The organism is Gammaproteobacteria bacterium, assembly GCA_041395445.1.
Taxonomy (GTDB): Bacteria; Pseudomonadota; Gammaproteobacteria; order Xanthomonadales; family Marinicellaceae; genus NORP309.
In genome coordinates this window covers 113,498-129,283 of sequence record JAWLAO010000005.1, presented here as the reverse complement: position 1 = coordinate 129,283, position 15,786 = coordinate 113,498, and the positions used below count along the sequence as shown (strand labels likewise).

Here is a 15,786-nt window from a genome sequence, read left to right as displayed (position 1 = left end):
CATCAAAAAAGCCGCTTAATTGCGGCTTTTTTGATATCTAAATAAAATCTAGATTTTCTTATTGATTGAAAGGCATTGTTGGATCGCCAAGCAATATCCAACCCACAATCACATCAGTAAACTCAGGTCTGCTGTCATTTACGGCTTGTTTTGCTCTTTGCATAACATCACCAATCAACATATTTGGCTTAGCAACATAACCTGACAGATGTTTCATCAATTCTTTCTGAGTGTTCGAGTAAGTTAAAGTTACGGAACCTAAAACAGCCGCAGCACCCACGTCTTCTGTCGACAGGAATGAATGAGACATTGTGTTATAACTTGGATGAACGTAATAGTTATTCCAACATCCCCATTGCATAACTGTCGATGGTTTGCCAACATTTGCTAATGACGAAACATCATTGCTGTCAAGCAAACCTGAGAAACTCCATGCTGATGAACCGGAGTGTCCAAAATAACTCACCAGTTTTTTGCCTTCATTAATACTGCTAATTAAACTCGACTGAGCATCTTCAATTGATAATTGATCCAGATAAATTGTCTCTGCATCCCAAGTCCCTGAAACGTCATTGACAAACTGATCGGAAACTGCAATAAAACCTTTATCCGCGGCCAATACCAAATCATTGGCTACATTAACCGATGGGAAGTTCAGAATCTTATTAACAACAATATCTAATTCAGAAACTGTACGAACCGGCAATCGACCAATTGCCGCGTCCGGAACTCTGTCGCCGTTAGTGTCCGCAAATTGTGAATCCAATGGCACATGTCTGATAATATCAGAAGTATGTTGATAAATTGATGGAATAAAGCTTACAGGATTATTGCCACTGTAGTTTTTATAATCATAAGTATCTCCACCAACTAATAATACATATTTTGTACCAAATTGAGTAATTTGGTTTTCAATAAATGCTTTTATTGCATAAGCATCCATCGCTCCCATACTTAAGTTATCATAAATATCCTGAACATCAACTTGTACAACACTTAATCCTTGTTGCGTTCTTGCTTGAACCAATGGTTGAATTCCATCATAGAAGTCCGCATGGTAAATCACCAATAAATCATTATCGACTGTAGGCAATTCATTAGCGATATGCAGTGATAACAGTGGTCTGTTGACTGCGCTTTCAGAGGCAACATAATATACAGAGGAGTTAAAATCACCCGGAACTTTCACGTTATAGCCGGTAGTCAAACTTGGTTCAACAACAGCTCTTAAACGGAATAACTTATCTTCAGTGCTTCTGAATGCATAAATTTGGTCATTATCAAAACCTTGAATTTGATATTGTTCACTACCCTGAGAAGTAAACCTCAGATTATCATTTACTGCAACGAAATTTCTTGGGTAAGACAGCTTCAAAGACTCAAGATTAACCAAGTCATATCTGACTCCATTATCACCCGGAAGGGTGATTCTAACGGTATTATCACCATTAAATAAATGAGTTGAATTTATCTCAGAATTTTCATCTAAGACCTGTAAACCATCAAAACGAACATCTAACAATGAATTACCGTTTAACTCCATCATTAAATGATGATCAGGGTTATTGGCATACATTGTACCACCCCAAGCATTCAAATTCAGGGTAGAATCAACCGAGCCTGCATACAAATTATCAATCGAGATATTAAAGTTCCAGCTATTCGAATTATTCTCAGATGTTAATAAACGAGCTTTATACCAAGGATCTCCTGTTGTCGCAGATACTGAGTACAACAAATTCTCATCAGCAATAGCGTCAGCCATGTAGTATTCAGGAAATTCATTACCAATGCTCGAATTATCTTTTAATGCCAGTTTAGTCTCACCGATACTTAACTGATAATGTCCGGTATTGGAATATAAAGTTTCTTCAATATTAGCAACAAAAAGAATAGAGTCACCTCTTTCAAACAAGTCAGGATCGAAATCTGCTGAGAACAGAACATCGGCATTCATTTCATTCGGAGATTCGACAACCAAAGCCAATGGCTTGCTATAATTATCTGAAATTGATAATCTGGTTTTATCAAGCCCAGCCAGATCAATGCCTAAATTCAATAAGTCCGTATCACTAATTTTTTGAATGCCGGACTCTGTCACTTCAACATTCGCGATTATTTGTCCATCAGAAAAATTGAATGAGTTTAAAGTGTCACTGACACGAGAAGCATTTCTGCCTTCTGTTACAGTCTGTTGAATTTTATGCTCTTGCTGAATGTGTTGCCAGTTTATCTGAGTCAGTTCACCTTTATTTCCATAGGTTTTGTTCAACTCATAAGTTCCAAACTTTTGAGATTTACCTTCTATAGATACCTCTTCAATGACAAACGAATCACCAACACTCGAAGGAGCAATAAATTCATAGTTAATCACATCCATTGAACTAACTGCTTTTGAGTAAATCAATTCTGAATTCACTTTTTCCAAACCGAACTCAGTTTTCGCATATATATTAAAACCGGCATTGCTAACTTCAGTTAATGTTTGCCAGGAAAACTTCACATTATTTCCCAATTGAGTCGCTTCAAATGATTTTAATGTAATCGGAGTTGGAACCTCATCACCAAAACCATTACCAATATAATCTTTTTGGAGAGGATTTGTTTCAGAGTCACTAGTTGAATACCAAAAACTAATAACTGTAGGATCTAAGACAATTGGAGTGCCTTGTGACAATATTTCCGTAGAAGTATATTTTTTAGGCTTAGTATAACAACCAGTATTATCAGTAATTGCTGAAACTGGAACCTGAATATCTATAAAATATTCACCAGTTCCATCACCACCATTAATAACAGTATCTCCCACAAATACTACTCTCGAATGTGAGTATTCATCAGTTCCATCATTGCAATAATCAGAGCCTCCTGAAGCTGCACTAAATCCAGCTGCTGAGCAAGCTGTAAATTGATTTACAACCGTTCCTGAACCGTCAGTAGTTGAATTTGATTGATTCCCTAAGTCACAAATATCTCCTGAGTTTCCAGCTCCATTATCGTTAGTCGTAGTATGAGAAGCATTGTTCTCATACAAAATTCTTAAAGCACTCGGTGATCCAGCTCCAGATAATGCATTCCCATTGAGATCAAGCCAAACTTCCTTGAAACCATCACTATCTGTATCAATCAAAAAATCCAGTGAGAGTTATTAAAACCATAGTCATTTGAAAACCTCGGATCAGCATTTACCCTCATACGCATATAAAGAATATCATCAGCTTCGTATCCTGAAGTTGAGTTATTCCAATAGTAATAATATGACGATGGTTTATCACCACATTGACCCGCCAATGAACCAGGTACAGCATCAACGGGATTACAAAAAGCCAAAGTATCTCCACTAGTCCAGCCGGATGAAATATCACTATCTGCTGAAAAACTAGCCGATCCATATGTTAAATCATTAGAACTCCCACCTTCTGGATCTCTTGCTGCGCTTCCAGCAAAAGTATATGGAATCCATAGAGGACTTCCCCCATTATCAATATTTGACCAGGTCGGGTCTGGTGGAGAATCAGTTAGCAACGCGTAACAGTTTGAAGACAATCCAACTACCAGAGCCCCAAAAAGTAGTTTTGATTTTACCATTTTATTTGAAAAAATTATTTTACCTATCCAATTTTTTTATTACAGAATCCCCATGCAAAACAACTACTGCATGAAAAAATCGCACTTATGCAGAAATCTTACATCAAAATCATTCTCATTTGCAATTATTCCAGCCTCACAGTACAAGTTATTAATGTTTTTTTTATAATTTCACCGATAACCGTTTCAAAACTAAGGAAACTTAACACTTTTTACCACTTTTAAATACTGAATTACATCCCTAAAACAAAGTGACATTTTATCTATTTTCAATTATTATGCTTGCCTTGATAAATTAAGATTTAGAACTATTCATGTGTGGAATTGTTGCGGCATCAGCCAGACGAAATATTGTTGACATTATTTTAACCGGATTAAAAACTCTTGAGTACAGAGGATATGACTCAGCCGGGATTGCAATAAATACTGATTCCGAACTGGAAATTCGTAAAAAAGCAGGCAAACTCAATAATCTGATCGTTGAATTACAAGAACATCCGGTATCAGGAAATTCCGGTATCGGACACACCCGTTGGGCAACTCACGGTGAACCAACAAACAATAACGCTCACCCGCATGATTCCGAGCAGACAATTGCAGTTGTTCACAATGGAATAATTGAAAACTATTTACCATTAAAGAAAATGCTCCAAGAACAAGGTTATCAGTTTAAATCAGATACCGACACCGAAACATTAGTGCATTTGATTCATTATTACCAAAAGGAATTTGGATTCGTAAAAGCCTGCCATAAAGCCATTCGACAACTGGACGGTGCGTATGCGGTCGCAATCACAAATAGTGCTGAACCGGAAACAATTATCGGTGCCAGAAAAGGCAGTCCCCTCATCGTCGGATTGGGTCAAGGTGAAAATTTCATTGCCTCAGATGTTCAGGCCTTAATCAATGAAACCAAACAATTTCACTATCTTGAAGAAGGAGATATTGTCGAAATCACACCGGATCGGTGCCAAATATACGATGAAAATGATAAACCAACAGAACGAGAATTAAAAACAGTAGAGTTATCCGCTGAAGCGTTGAGCAAAGATGGTTTTGAACACTATATGCTCAAAGAAATCCATGAACAACCAACTGCTGTTGCCAATACATTACAAGACCGTTTGTATGATGGTGCGGTTTGTGATGATTTCATTGAAGATTCACTGGAAAAAATATTGAATGACGTCGAGCAAATTCATATCATTGCTTGTGGAACATCTTATCATGCCGGCTTAATTGCCAAATATTGGCTGGAATCGATCGCTCGAATCCCTACCCAAGTGGAAATTGCCAGCGAATATCGTTACAGAAACCCTGTTATTCCAAAAAACAGTTTATTTTTAACAATTTCGCAATCCGGTGAAACTGCGGATTCACTCGCTGCTTTAAGATTTGCAAAAAAACAAAACAATTATCTGGCAACTTTAGCTATCTGCAATGTGCAAAACTCAACATTGGACAGAGAAAGTGATTATTGCTTAATGACACGTGCCGGACCTGAAATTGGTGTGGCGTCGACCAAAGCATTAACAACACAAATGTCTGTTTTGGCTCTTTTAACACTTAAGTTTGCAGAGATTAATGGTATAGATTCTGACTTAAGATGTAATCTTGCCAAACAACTTCGTACATTACCGGGAGTGATTAATCAGGCATTGCTTTTAAATGACAAAATTATCAAAATTGCAGAAAAAATATCTCACCGCAGCAGTGCTTTATTTCTAGGTCGTGGAGTGCATTATCCAATTGCTTTGGAAGGTGCTTTAAAACTCAAGGAAATTTCCTATATTCATGCCGAAGGTTATCCCGCCGGAGAGCTCAAACACGGTCCATTGGCACTGGTTGATAAAGATATGCCGGTGATTGCTGTTTGTCCGAATGATACTTTGCTGGAAAAACTCAAATCCAATATTGAAGAAGTTCGTGCCAGAGGTGGAGAGCTTTTTGTATTTGTTGATCATAAAGGAAATCATGGTTTAAATAAAAATGATTTGCACTTGATTGAATTAGAAGCCAGTGGTGAATTTATTTCACCGATTGTTTTTAATATTCCATTGCAACTACTTTCCTATCACGTTGCTTTATTGTTAGGACACGATGTGGATCAGCCCAGAAATCTGGCAAAATCGGTGACTGTCGAATGATTTGTCAAATCTATCGTTCCGACACAAAGGAAGGTTTGTACATTTATCTTAGCAATAATGAACAAATTGAGGATTTACAACCTGAATTGCTCAAACTCGTTGGCAAATATACACATGTGATGGAATTAGATTTGAACAGTCGCTTTCAATTGGCTCAAGCCGATATCCAAAAAGTGAAACAATCCTTATCGGAAAACGGTTATTATTTGCAGTTTCCACCTGATCCTGTCAAGAATGTATTGAAATACACATGAGAGACCTTTGCTAATTATTGCCGAGTCGGAAAAGTCTGGAAAAACTTTTCTTTATTTTCTTCTCCCAATAGACTCGTTTGATTCGACCATAATAAATCTCCACTTCCTTTGTGAATAAAAAACACTTCTGTTTTGGGCTTATACGGACGATTGTACAAACCCATTGAAGCACCTGAATTCCCTACTCCGAATCCCACATCAAAACTTCCCATGAAAGCGTTTTTAGGTCTGTAGGATTCAACCAACAGAATGGCTGTATCATCCGGCAAATCAATCATCGGCATTACTTCCAGATAGTTGTTGTAAATATTTGCCCGATAATCTTCAAGAACACGACTCACCGGTTTATTCAGTTCATACATCAAAATTTCCAAGCCCTGAATAACAGATTCATCCAGATTAAAACTTCTGAGGATAAAAGGTGGAGAAATCATTTTGTTTTCTTTCTTTCCGTTGTAATAATGCCTGACAACAACCGAACGATCCATAATAAAACCGCTGGATTTCAGATAGGCCGAAGAAACGGGATAACCTTTATCCTTTAAAACACCTGAAATCAGATTGTATATTTCATCCTGGTTGATTAAATTAACATCTTCACTAAATGTAAAACTGCCATCCAAGTTTTCTTTCATATTGAGATATTCAACTACAATTAAAATCTCAGAAATCTTGTGGTTTTCATCTAAAATATCTTTCCGAACATATACAGAATTGCTTGGAGTACACGCCGATATAAGCAAGGAAGATAAAAGTATCAGGAAAATTTTCATCTCTGCATTATATTGCAAATCATAAAAGCTGTATAATCACTTCCATATTTTTTACATTTATTAATTCTCAGAGATTCTAAACCCATGCGATTGATAAGAATTTATTATCCTGAAACAACTGAAAGCGGCAATCAGATATTCATAGAGGGCGATCAAGCTCATTATCTGCGTAATGTATTGCGCATTAAGATTGGACAACAAATCAACTTTTTCAACAATGTTGGTAAAGAATATTCCATTGAGATTCAAGAAATTAGCAAAAAAGGAATACAGGCAAAATTTATCAATGAAGTAGCTCCAAATCCAAAATCAAAGCTGGAAATCACGTTAGTGCAAAGTCTGAGTAAAGGCGAACGCATGGATTACACCGTACAAAAAGCCACCGAACTTGGCATCCACAAAATCATACCAATTTTCAGCGAATTTTGTGAAGTTAAACTTCCAGCTAATCGTGTAGAGAAAAAACTCAAACACTGGCAAAGCATTGCAATTAATGCCAGTGAGCAGAGTTATCGTCCCGATATTCCTGAAATTTGTAATCCCATCAGCTTAGCAGAATATTGCAATCAACAACGCAAAGGAATTTTACTCGAACCGGAAAAAAGCCGAACTATTTCAGAGCTGGCAAAACTGCAATGGCAAAAATTTGACATTGTTGTTGGTCCCGAAGGTGGCTGGTCTCCGAAAGATTTACAACAACTGGAATCAACAGGCTTAACTCCAATTCAATTCGGCCAAAGAATTTTGCGAACAGAAACCGTAGCACCTGCTATTTTGGCAGCGATTCACAGTTTATGGGGAGATTTTGTTTAGTTATTCCAAAATTTCAGGATGAATCTCGCCGTCCCAAGGGTGCATCATCATAGCATCAAGAAGGTTATCAAACTGATTGGGAAATTCCTTGATGACGTTTTGCGGGTCTGAGACTAGGTTTTTGTCAACAATCAAACCGAATTCGACTTTTCCGTTATAAGACAAAATACTAATTCCCATGCCGATAGTGCCGTTTTGCGGAACCCAGAACATCATTTTTTCAACACGGCTTCCGGCAATATACAATGGAACCTGAGGTCCGGGAACATTGGTTAAAACGGTTGTTGCTTTTTTGGAAAATAAATTCAACATCATGTTTTGAATCGCTTCGGGTGCTAAACCAATGGCACTCAGCAACCCGAATGAAACAATGGCTTGTTTGGATTTTTTCAGCTCATTCATCTCATTGTGAACATATTCGAGACGTTTCAACGGATTTTCCTCGAAGATCGGCAATTTTAAAAACACAAGACCAAAATGATTACCTAAATTTTTAGCATGTTCCAAAGGTCTTAAATTCACAGGAACAGTTGCGTTAATCACTACATCATCGGGATCTTCGCCGACATCCAGCATGTATTCACGCAAAGCTCCTGCCAAATTAGAAATCAAAACGTCATTGACTGTAGTGCCGGTTGCATAGGCGATTGCTTTGACTTTTCCCAAACAAATAGAGTCAGCCCATGCCGCATTTTTACGAACGCTCAATTGCGACTTGAAAACTGTTTGCGGATCATCGGGTAAAGTTAAAGCATTATATAACTCGCCAACAATATCAATAACTTCAGAAGCTCCTTTTTCCAAAAGTTCCGGATTTTGAATCGCTTCAATGCCAATATCCTTGAATTTTTCAAGTAATTTCAATGAGTTATTAAATTGTTTTTTTGCAGGGTCAACAAAACTTCTGACCATTCCCAGTTTACGGTGGTGTTCTTTGTTTTTGCTGTCGGGTCGGAGCGCTAGACTTTTTTCTCTATTAATGCTGGTCATGGATAACAGCACTTGAATCAAAGCAATGCCGTCAGCATAACAATGATGAATACGAATGACTACAACCGGTCCTTTTTCATAATTTTCAACAATATGAAACTGCCACAACGGTTTGGATTTATCCAATGGAGAAGATGCCAAGTCACTAACAAAATCCTGTAATTCTGCATAATCAGCACTTCCGGGTAATGCGACTCGGCGAACATGACCTTTGATATCGAAAAATTCATCATCCTGCCAATAGGTTCCGGTCGAATTCATAACTGCTTTTTGACGAAAGCGTCTGAAACTGAGGAAGTTATTCCTGACCATTTCAAGAAAGTCATCATAATCCGGGAGTTTATCGAGAAACATCATGCCGGTTATCATCATCAGATTGGACGGTGATTCCATACGCAACCAGGCCGTATCCACCTTACGCATGAACTCTTTCTGATTGTCAAAATAGTTAAACATTCTGTACCCAAACTCTTCTGAAAATCCATTCTATCATGCCATTTTCAAATTATGACTAATAAATTTGTAACTCTGGTAATATATTTGGCATTCCAATTTTATAATGTTAGAATTTTCAAAGTTTTTTATTCGAAATAGTATCATTATCGGGAAACCTCATTGTGACAGAAGAACTGTTAAAGATTCCAAATTTTAAACTCATAAAAGAAATTGGCCGTGGAGGTATGGCTAAAGTTTATTTAGGCGAACAATTAGAGCCTAAACGAAAAGTTGCGATAAAAATTGTTTCGCCAAGCAATAATGACCCGAAAATTCTCGAAGATTTGAAGCAGGAAGGCGATACGGTTGCTCAATTCAATCATCCCAACATTGTTACGGTTTATTCCTGCGGAGTTATTGATAAAAACTACTATCTGGCAATGGAAATCCTGCCCGGTGGCGATTTAAAATCTAAACTGAGCGGTGGAACTCTGGATGATTTGGAAGTCTTGCACATTATGAAAGATATGAGCAGTGCTCTGGCTCATTCGCATAAACGCAAAACTCTTCATCGCGACATTAAGCCTGAAAATATCATGTTTAATGAAGAAGGCAAGGCTGTATTATTGGATTTTGGTATTGCCAAAGCTCAGGGAAAAACCAGTGAGTTCACCCGTGTTGGTGCCGTCGTAGGAACACCACATTATATGAGTCCGGAAAGAGCTTTAGGCAAAGAAATCGACGAACGCTCTGATTTGTATGCTTTGGGCGTTGTCATGTATGAAATGCTGATTGGCAGAAAACTTTTTGAAGGTGATGACACATTTGCCATTAGTTATGCTCATGTACACGAGCCTCCACCTCCACTTCCAGAAGAGAAATCAGCGCTGCAACCCATTCTTGATAGGTTATTGGCTAAAGATCCGGACGATCGTTATCAATCGGCCGATCAATTGACTTTAATTCTGGATAAATGGATCAAACGTCTTGAAAGACAAGGTTCTAACACCACTCAAGGGTTTATACCACTCACTCAAGCCACTCCCGCTAAGTCAAATAATTTGCTGGTTTATATTTTATTGGCAATCATTGCAGTTGGCGTTGCCGGAATTGGTTTTTGGTATCTTTCTCAAGAAAAAGTTGAAGTGAAACAAACAAATCTCACACCGGAGCAGGAACTGGAAATGGTTGATAAATTAGCTGCTGCAAAGTCATTTCTCCGCACCAAACAGTTGAAGAATGCTGAAAATATGTATATTCAGATTCTGACCGAATTTGATTGTAAAAATACGGAATCCAGACAGTATCTAGGGACATTAAACAAAAAGCTTCTCAACGAAATTGTCGCTAAATGCGATAGTTGATTAACTCAACTATTCTTAACTTTAATCAATTCCGCAGCAATACTCACAGCGATTTCATCAGTCGTTTCGCTATTGATACTCAAACCAATCGGAGTATTAATTTGTTCTAATTGTGTTTTGCTAAATCCTTCATTGGTCAGCTCGGAAAATAAAGCCTGCATTTTACTTTTACTGCCTAATACGCCCAAATACTTCACAGTTTGACTGATAAGTTGTGACAATATTAATTTATCTTCAAAAAATTTGTGTGTCATTATTAACACATAGTCTTTTTCTTTAACTTCAATATACTGATTGATTGTTTTGTAATCAATAATAGATTTCTCGGAGACAAAATGGTTATTATCGAATGTATTGATATTTTCCCTGTTATCGTATAAATGCAGATCAAAATTCAGTTTAGACAATAGCTCAGAGGTTGCAAAACTCACATGCCCTGCCCCGAAAATATGAACTTTTGGTTTGTGATTAATAAGTTCACGATAATACCAATCGTTCTCAGAAACATTTTCAAACCCTGATTGATTCTCAAAATTGATGATTGAAAAACCGTACGAACTCAGTTCAATCATTTGTTCTTGATTGAGACATTGTTCAATCGCAGATAAGTTTTTTTCAAGCAATGGAACAAATGAGATCGTTTGAGAGCCGGAGCAAATCATTCCGGAACTATTTTTATCGTGTTTTTGATGAACTTGTTTAACAATAAAAGATTGAAACAGAGAGCTTTTTAGATTTTCTTTTGCTCTTTCAACCAAATTATATTCCATAATTCCGCCGCCAATAGTACCGAATAACTCACCATTTCCTGCAACAATCATTTTAAAGCCAGATTTTCCGGGAGCGCTTCCTGTGGACTCAACCACTGTCAAAAGATATAAATTCTGATTAGCCGCTAAAATTTGATGGATTCGATGCCAAAAACTCATCCAAACAACACCTTGGCAAAAGCATAATAAATCGCCATCAATCCTGAAAAAATGGCGCTAGCCACATAACGGAATTGTAAATGAACCAGGTTTTGTATTATGAAATTTCCTAAAAATGAAAGAGGAATATTAAACAGAAATGATTTATAAGAAATATTTAAAATATCAGGATTGATTGTTCCAAAAGTTAATAAATCTATAACAATCAAATGTCTGGCAATCCACAAAGGGTTGAAATAAGCGAGTGCGTAAAGAGTTTTGACGAATGGTCGTCTTTTTATTGGGTACTGCTCAGATTTTTTTTCTATCCATGCGAAATAACTTGGAATCTCAAAAGCATAAAATGTACCTCCTAAAAACATCATTCCCAAAAGCCTTTGGAAAGAAAACTCTCCTAAGATAATCGCAGAAATGGCATCAAATACACTATAAAGAACGACTCCTTTCAGGATATTTTCTTTGGTGTAAATGAGTTTGAACATAGAAGTTACACATCTTTAATCCCCTCTCAAGAGGGGACTAAAGCACAGATTCTGAATTAATGCTACGGAATATGATCCAGATTTGCTCCTTCTTTTTCTGCCGGTAACAAATCATCACGAGATACGCCCAGAGCCAATGTCGATGTGCTTGCTACAAAGATTGAGGAATATGTTCCCACAACAATACCAACAATCAAAGCAAAAGCAAACCCGTGAATCATTGTACCACCAAGGAAGAACAACGCCAGTAATACTAATAATGTGGTAAACGAAGTAATCACCGTTCTTGAAAGGGTTTGGCTAATGGAGACATTGAAAACTTCTTGCGGAGTTTTCTTGCGCATTGACAGAAAATTTTCCCTCACACGGTCAAACACTACAATAGTATCGTTGAGTGAATAACCTATCACCGCCAACAATGCAGCAAGAATCGTTAAATCAAACTCAATCTGCGTGATTGAAAACACACCAACAGTGATTATTACGTCATGCACCAATGCAATAACTGAGCCCAGTGAAAAGCGCCATTCAAATCGAATCGTCACATACAACAAAATACCCAAGATAGCATATAAAATTGCCAGAGAACCCTGCTCAACTAATTCATCTCCAACTTGAGAGCCGATGAAATCACCTCTACCCACTTCTGCTGTAGCGTCCATTGAAAGAATCACTCTTTCAATTTGATCTCTCAACTGGGTTGACTCTTCTTCGTTCTTGGATTGAAAGCGAATTTGTACCGATTTTGCTGAACCAAAACTTTGGACTGAAGCATCCACAAAGCTATCTTTTTCCAAAGCAGATCGAATGGATTCTAAGTTTGGGCTATTTTCAAACTCTACAACGACAGCGGTTCCACCAGTAAAATCCAATCCGAAATTCAACCCCCGAACAAATAAAGCTGAGATTGAAATCGCAATCAAGGTCAGAGACAAAACCAAAGCTGCCTTACGATAAGACATAAAATCAAATTTTAATTTAGTTAGAAATTTCATGTTCTTCTCCTTAAATTGACAATGATTGCAATTTGCGTTTACGACCATAAATCAAATTTACAATCGCTCTGGAAACCATAATTGCCGTAAACATTGATGTGACAATACCGATACTTAATGTCACAGCAAAGCCTTTAATTGGCCCAGTTCCAAAAGCAAATAGCACAATAGCAGCAATAAAAGTGGTCACATTGGCATCTGCAATAGTTGACAATGCCTTGTCATAGCCGGCTTTAATGCTTCCTTGAGGGGAGTTACCAAGTCTCAACTCCTCTCTTATCCTCTCAAAAATCAAGATATTTGCATCCACCGCCATACCAACGGTTAATACAATCCCGGCAATCCCCGGCAAAGTTAATGTCGCTCCTAATAGAGACAACAAGGCAACCATTAATACCACATTAAATGTCAAAGCAATATTCGCAACAATACCGAAAACTTTGTAGTAAATTAGCATAAATACCAAAACCAGGACGAAACCTGTAGCAACAGATTTAAAACCTTTTTCAATGTTTTCCTTACCTAAAGAAGGTCCGATTGTTCTTTCTCTGACGATTTCAACCGGTGCTGACAGTGAGCCTGAACGTAACAATAATGCCAGTTTTGACGCATCCTTTGTTGTCATTGAACCTGATGTTTGGAAACGGTCACTAAAGACTCCATTAATTACCGCATTACTAATAACGGTTTCTCTTGGGCGATAGATTTTTTTACCGGTTTCAGGATCGGTACTTATTAATTCACGGTCTTTATATACAACGGCCATATTATTACCAACATTATCCTTGGTAAAATCAAGCATGCGTTTTGCGCCAATACTATTCAATCGAACCGATACTTGTGGTTGACCTGTTTCCTGGTTGATTCCAGCAGTTGCATCTATCAATTGATCTCCGGAAACAATAATACGATTACTTAATAAAACCGGTTGACCATCTGATTCAAAATAAATTTTATAGCCCAAAGGTGCCGGTTTGCCAGATTGATGAATTTGGTAAGCATTTTGTGTTGAGTCCATATTCACTGCGCGATATTCCAAAGTAGCCACGGAACCCAATGTGTCTTTAATTTCAGAAGAATCCTGCACACCCGGAAGTTGTACAACAATACGATCCGCTCCTTGTTTTTGAACAATTGGTTCTGAAACACCAAATTCATTAACACGGCTACGGATTGTCGAAATATTTTGTTCAATCGACTTGTTTTTAATTTCAGAAATTGAGGTCTCTTTCAAAGTCCCAATCAAAGTTTCAACGCCATCCAGATTTCGTTGTTTAAAACTCACATCGGCTACTTGCTTTCTTAATTTATCAAATGCATTAGATGCCAATTCTTCTGATTTAAAAGTTACCAATAGTTTACCATCATCCCATTTGATCCCTTTTTTAGAAATTTTTTCCTTTGAAAGAATACGAATAACATCACCACGAATCTGGTTGTATTTGTTTTCCATGGCTTCGTCCATATCCACTTCCATCAGAAAGTAAACTCCACCCATCAAATCCAAACCCAAGCTCATAGCTTTTCCGCCCGAGTTTTGCAACCATTCAGGAATAAAAGTCCTTAAGTTTAATGCTGATTTATAACCTTCCAGACTACTAATGATTTCTTTACCTTTCAACTGGTCTTCTACATTAGCAAATTTGGTAATGATGGTGTCATTTTCCTGAACAATTTTATACCCGGAAATTCCTGCTGCATCCAATTGTTCACTAATTTGAGCAACCAAGTTTTCATCAACCGGTTGTGCTTTAATTGCACTGGTTTGAATAACCGGACTTCTTTCGTATAAATTCGGCGATGCATAATACACACCCAATGCCAAAATAATGACGATAAGAAGATTTTTCCATAATGGATAATGGTTCATAGTTCTTCCTGTTTTTTTATACTGTTTTTTTTGCTATGACGACTAAAAGCAACTTGCCTTATTAATTTGTTTGACTACTTAATTGACTTTATTGTCCCTTTAGGTAAAACATGAGCCACAGCACCACGCTGTAGTTTTATGGTGACATTTTGATCGATTTCAAGCGTTACAAATGAATCATCCAGAGAAATAATCCTGCCTAAAATCCCACCATTAGTAGTGACTTCATCGCCTTTTGCTAATGCTGCAACCATTTCTTGATGAGCTTTCATCTTTTTTTGTTGCGGGCGAATCAGTAAAAAGTAAAAAACAACAAAAATTAAAACTAATGGAATCAAAGATCCCCAAGCACTTGGAGCTTGCGCCGCACCAGCAGTTTGAGCAACAGCATCAGAAATAAAAAAACTCATAAAATTCTCCTGAATCTAATAATTTGTTAAGAAATTTAAACCGCAGGATTATCGCATATTTTGAAACTAAAAGATAATATAAGATTGAACAATCAATTAAAACTTGTATGATTTATAGCATGAATAATTATGAATATAAAGGCGGTTGTCATTGCGGTCAAGTTAGGTATTCCTTTCAACTTTCACAGCCTATCGAAGATACTGAAATTCTGGCGTGTAATTGTAGTATTTGTGAGAAAACAGGTTTTTTACATCTAATCATTCCAAAATCTGACTTCGAGTTATTAACGGATTGGAATAATATCGAAAATTATCAATTCAATAAAAAAATTGCTAACCATTATTTTTGCAAAAAATGTGGAATCAAGTCATTTTATCAACCCCGTTCACATCCTGACCAATGGAGCATCAATGTCAGATGCTTAGATGAGTTTTCAAACTTACCTCTCAAAGTCAAAGGCTTTGATGGAAAAAACTGGGAGGCAAATATTGAATCAATCGCTGACTAGAATCTCACTATCCAAATCATCCTCAGATACTTATTTCATATTGGATCGATTTGACAATAAAAAAATAGGGAAACTTCTTGTTAAAAAAGATAAAATTAAAGTTAAGCTGAAAGAAAAATATAATAACAAATCCTATAAAACTGAGGCTAAATCGTTGTTTTTACACCCTTCAGCCGATAACTGGTTAGAACTATATTGGCAACATTTAAAAAAAATTAATAATATCT

General features: G+C 37.0%; 14 protein-coding genes. 5 read left to right on the top strand and 9 right to left on the bottom strand.

Going from position 1 to position 15,786, the window contains the following annotated elements; genetic code table 11:
* Positions 1–58: 58 nt before the first annotated feature.
* Together R3F25_09820 and R3F25_09815 are read right to left on the bottom strand one after the other, a co-directional pair.
* The gene (locus R3F25_09820; protein MEZ5497101.1) at positions 59–3,130 is read right to left on the bottom strand and encodes a C25 family cysteine peptidase; all 3,072 of its coding nucleotides are present in this window, start codon (positions 3,128–3,130) and stop codon (positions 59–61) included.
* A complete protein-coding gene (locus R3F25_09815; protein MEZ5497100.1) occupies positions 3,127–3,588 on the bottom strand; it encodes a hypothetical protein in 462 nt (153 codons plus the stop codon). Before R3F25_09815 ends, R3F25_09820 begins: the two co-directional genes overlap by 4 nt.
* A 314-nt stretch (positions 3,589–3,902) precedes the next feature.
* On the opposite strand from R3F25_09815, the gene glmS reads away from it, so the two are divergent.
* Positions 3,903–5,735 carry a glutamine--fructose-6-phosphate transaminase (isomerizing) gene (gene glmS / locus R3F25_09810; GenBank protein ID MEZ5497099.1) on the top strand — a complete coding sequence of 611 codons (1,833 nt, stop codon included), beginning with the start codon at positions 3,903–3,905 and terminating at the stop codon, positions 5,733–5,735.
* Positions 5,732–5,989: a YcgL domain-containing protein gene (locus R3F25_09805; protein MEZ5497098.1), complete on the top strand. Its 258-nt coding sequence runs from the start codon at positions 5,732–5,734 to the stop codon at positions 5,987–5,989. The genes glmS and R3F25_09805 overlap by 4 nt, the downstream gene beginning before the upstream one ends.
* Positions 5,990–6,003: 14 nt before the next feature.
* On the opposite strand, the gene R3F25_09800 is transcribed toward R3F25_09805, so the two are convergent.
* A complete protein-coding gene (locus tag R3F25_09800; GenBank protein MEZ5497097.1) occupies positions 6,004–6,624 on the bottom strand; it encodes a hypothetical protein in 621 nt (206 codons plus the stop codon).
* 222 nt (positions 6,625–6,846) lie between these two features.
* Between R3F25_09800 and R3F25_09795 the strand changes: the two genes are divergently transcribed.
* Positions 6,847–7,575 (top strand): 16S rRNA (uracil(1498)-N(3))-methyltransferase, encoded by a 729-nt coding sequence (locus tag R3F25_09795; protein MEZ5497096.1) that lies wholly within the window; start codon positions 6,847–6,849, stop codon positions 7,573–7,575.
* Here the strand turns inward: R3F25_09795 and R3F25_09790 are convergent, their stop codons facing one another.
* Positions 7,576–9,021 (bottom strand): wax ester/triacylglycerol synthase family O-acyltransferase, encoded by a 1,446-nt coding sequence (locus R3F25_09790; GenBank protein ID MEZ5497095.1) that lies wholly within the window; start codon positions 9,019–9,021, stop codon positions 7,576–7,578.
* Between the two features lie 161 nt (positions 9,022–9,182).
* On the opposite strand from R3F25_09790, the gene R3F25_09785 reads away from it, so the two are divergent.
* Positions 9,183–10,364 (top strand): serine/threonine-protein kinase, encoded by a 1,182-nt coding sequence (locus R3F25_09785; protein ID MEZ5497094.1) that lies wholly within the window; start codon positions 9,183–9,185, stop codon positions 10,362–10,364.
* Between the two features lie 5 nt (positions 10,365–10,369).
* Here R3F25_09785 and R3F25_09780 read toward each other — a convergent pair whose 3' ends face one another.
* The 5 genes from R3F25_09780 to yajC form a co-directional block, all read right to left on the bottom strand.
* A complete protein-coding gene (locus tag R3F25_09780) occupies positions 10,370–11,293 on the bottom strand; it encodes an XdhC family protein (protein ID MEZ5497093.1) in 924 nt (307 codons plus the stop codon).
* Positions 11,290–11,775 (bottom strand): hypothetical protein, encoded by a 486-nt coding sequence (locus tag R3F25_09775; GenBank protein MEZ5497092.1) that lies wholly within the window; start codon positions 11,773–11,775, stop codon positions 11,290–11,292. The genes R3F25_09780 and R3F25_09775 overlap by 4 nt, the downstream gene beginning before the upstream one ends.
* Positions 11,776–11,837: 62 nt before the next feature.
* Positions 11,838–12,770: a protein translocase subunit SecF gene (gene secF / locus R3F25_09770; GenBank protein ID MEZ5497091.1), complete on the bottom strand. Its 933-nt coding sequence runs from the start codon at positions 12,768–12,770 to the stop codon at positions 11,838–11,840.
* 10 nt (positions 12,771–12,780) lie between these two features.
* Entirely contained in the window at positions 12,781–14,640 is a 1,860-nt protein-coding gene (secD, locus tag R3F25_09765; GenBank protein MEZ5497090.1) for a protein translocase subunit SecD, read from the bottom strand.
* A gap of 74 nt (positions 14,641–14,714) precedes the next feature.
* Positions 14,715–15,050, bottom strand: a complete 336-nt coding sequence (gene yajC / locus R3F25_09760) for a preprotein translocase subunit YajC (GenBank protein ID MEZ5497089.1) — start codon at positions 15,048–15,050, stop codon at positions 14,715–14,717.
* 119 nt (positions 15,051–15,169) lie between these two features.
* Here yajC and R3F25_09755 point away from each other — a divergent pair, with 119 nt between their 5' ends.
* Positions 15,170–15,559 carry a GFA family protein gene (locus R3F25_09755; protein MEZ5497088.1) on the top strand — a complete coding sequence of 130 codons (390 nt, stop codon included), beginning with the start codon at positions 15,170–15,172 and terminating at the stop codon, positions 15,557–15,559.
* Positions 15,560–15,786: the final 227 nt, after the last annotated feature.

Coding starts and splice junctions, on each gene's coding strand:
- R3F25_09805 (MEZ5497098.1), top strand. CDS start 5,732: ATGATTTGTCAAATCTATCGTTCCGACACAAAGGAAGGTTTGTACATT.
- R3F25_09815 (MEZ5497100.1), bottom strand. CDS start 3,588: ATGGTAAAATCAAAACTACTTTTTGGGGCTCTGGTAGTTGGATTGTCT.
- yajC (MEZ5497089.1), bottom strand. CDS start 15,050: ATGAGTTTTTTTATTTCTGATGCTGTTGCTCAAACTGCTGGTGCGGCG.
- R3F25_09800 (MEZ5497097.1), bottom strand. CDS start 6,624: ATGAAAGAAAACTTGGATGGCAGTTTTACATTTAGTGAAGATGTTAAT.
- R3F25_09790 (MEZ5497095.1), bottom strand. CDS start 9,021: ATGTTTAACTATTTTGACAATCAGAAAGAGTTCATGCGTAAGGTGGAT.
- R3F25_09795 (MEZ5497096.1), top strand. CDS start 6,847: ATGCGATTGATAAGAATTTATTATCCTGAAACAACTGAAAGCGGCAAT.
- secF (MEZ5497091.1), bottom strand. CDS start 12,770: ATGAAATTTCTAACTAAATTAAAATTTGATTTTATGTCTTATCGTAAG.
- R3F25_09755 (MEZ5497088.1), top strand. CDS start 15,170: ATGAATAATTATGAATATAAAGGCGGTTGTCATTGCGGTCAAGTTAGG.
- R3F25_09780 (MEZ5497093.1), bottom strand. CDS start 11,293: ATGAGTTTTTGGCATCGAATCCATCAAATTTTAGCGGCTAATCAGAAT.
- R3F25_09775 (MEZ5497092.1), bottom strand. CDS start 11,775: ATGTTCAAACTCATTTACACCAAAGAAAATATCCTGAAAGGAGTCGTT.
- glmS (MEZ5497099.1), top strand. CDS start 3,903: ATGTGTGGAATTGTTGCGGCATCAGCCAGACGAAATATTGTTGACATT.
- secD (MEZ5497090.1), bottom strand. CDS start 14,640: ATGAACCATTATCCATTATGGAAAAATCTTCTTATCGTCATTATTTTG.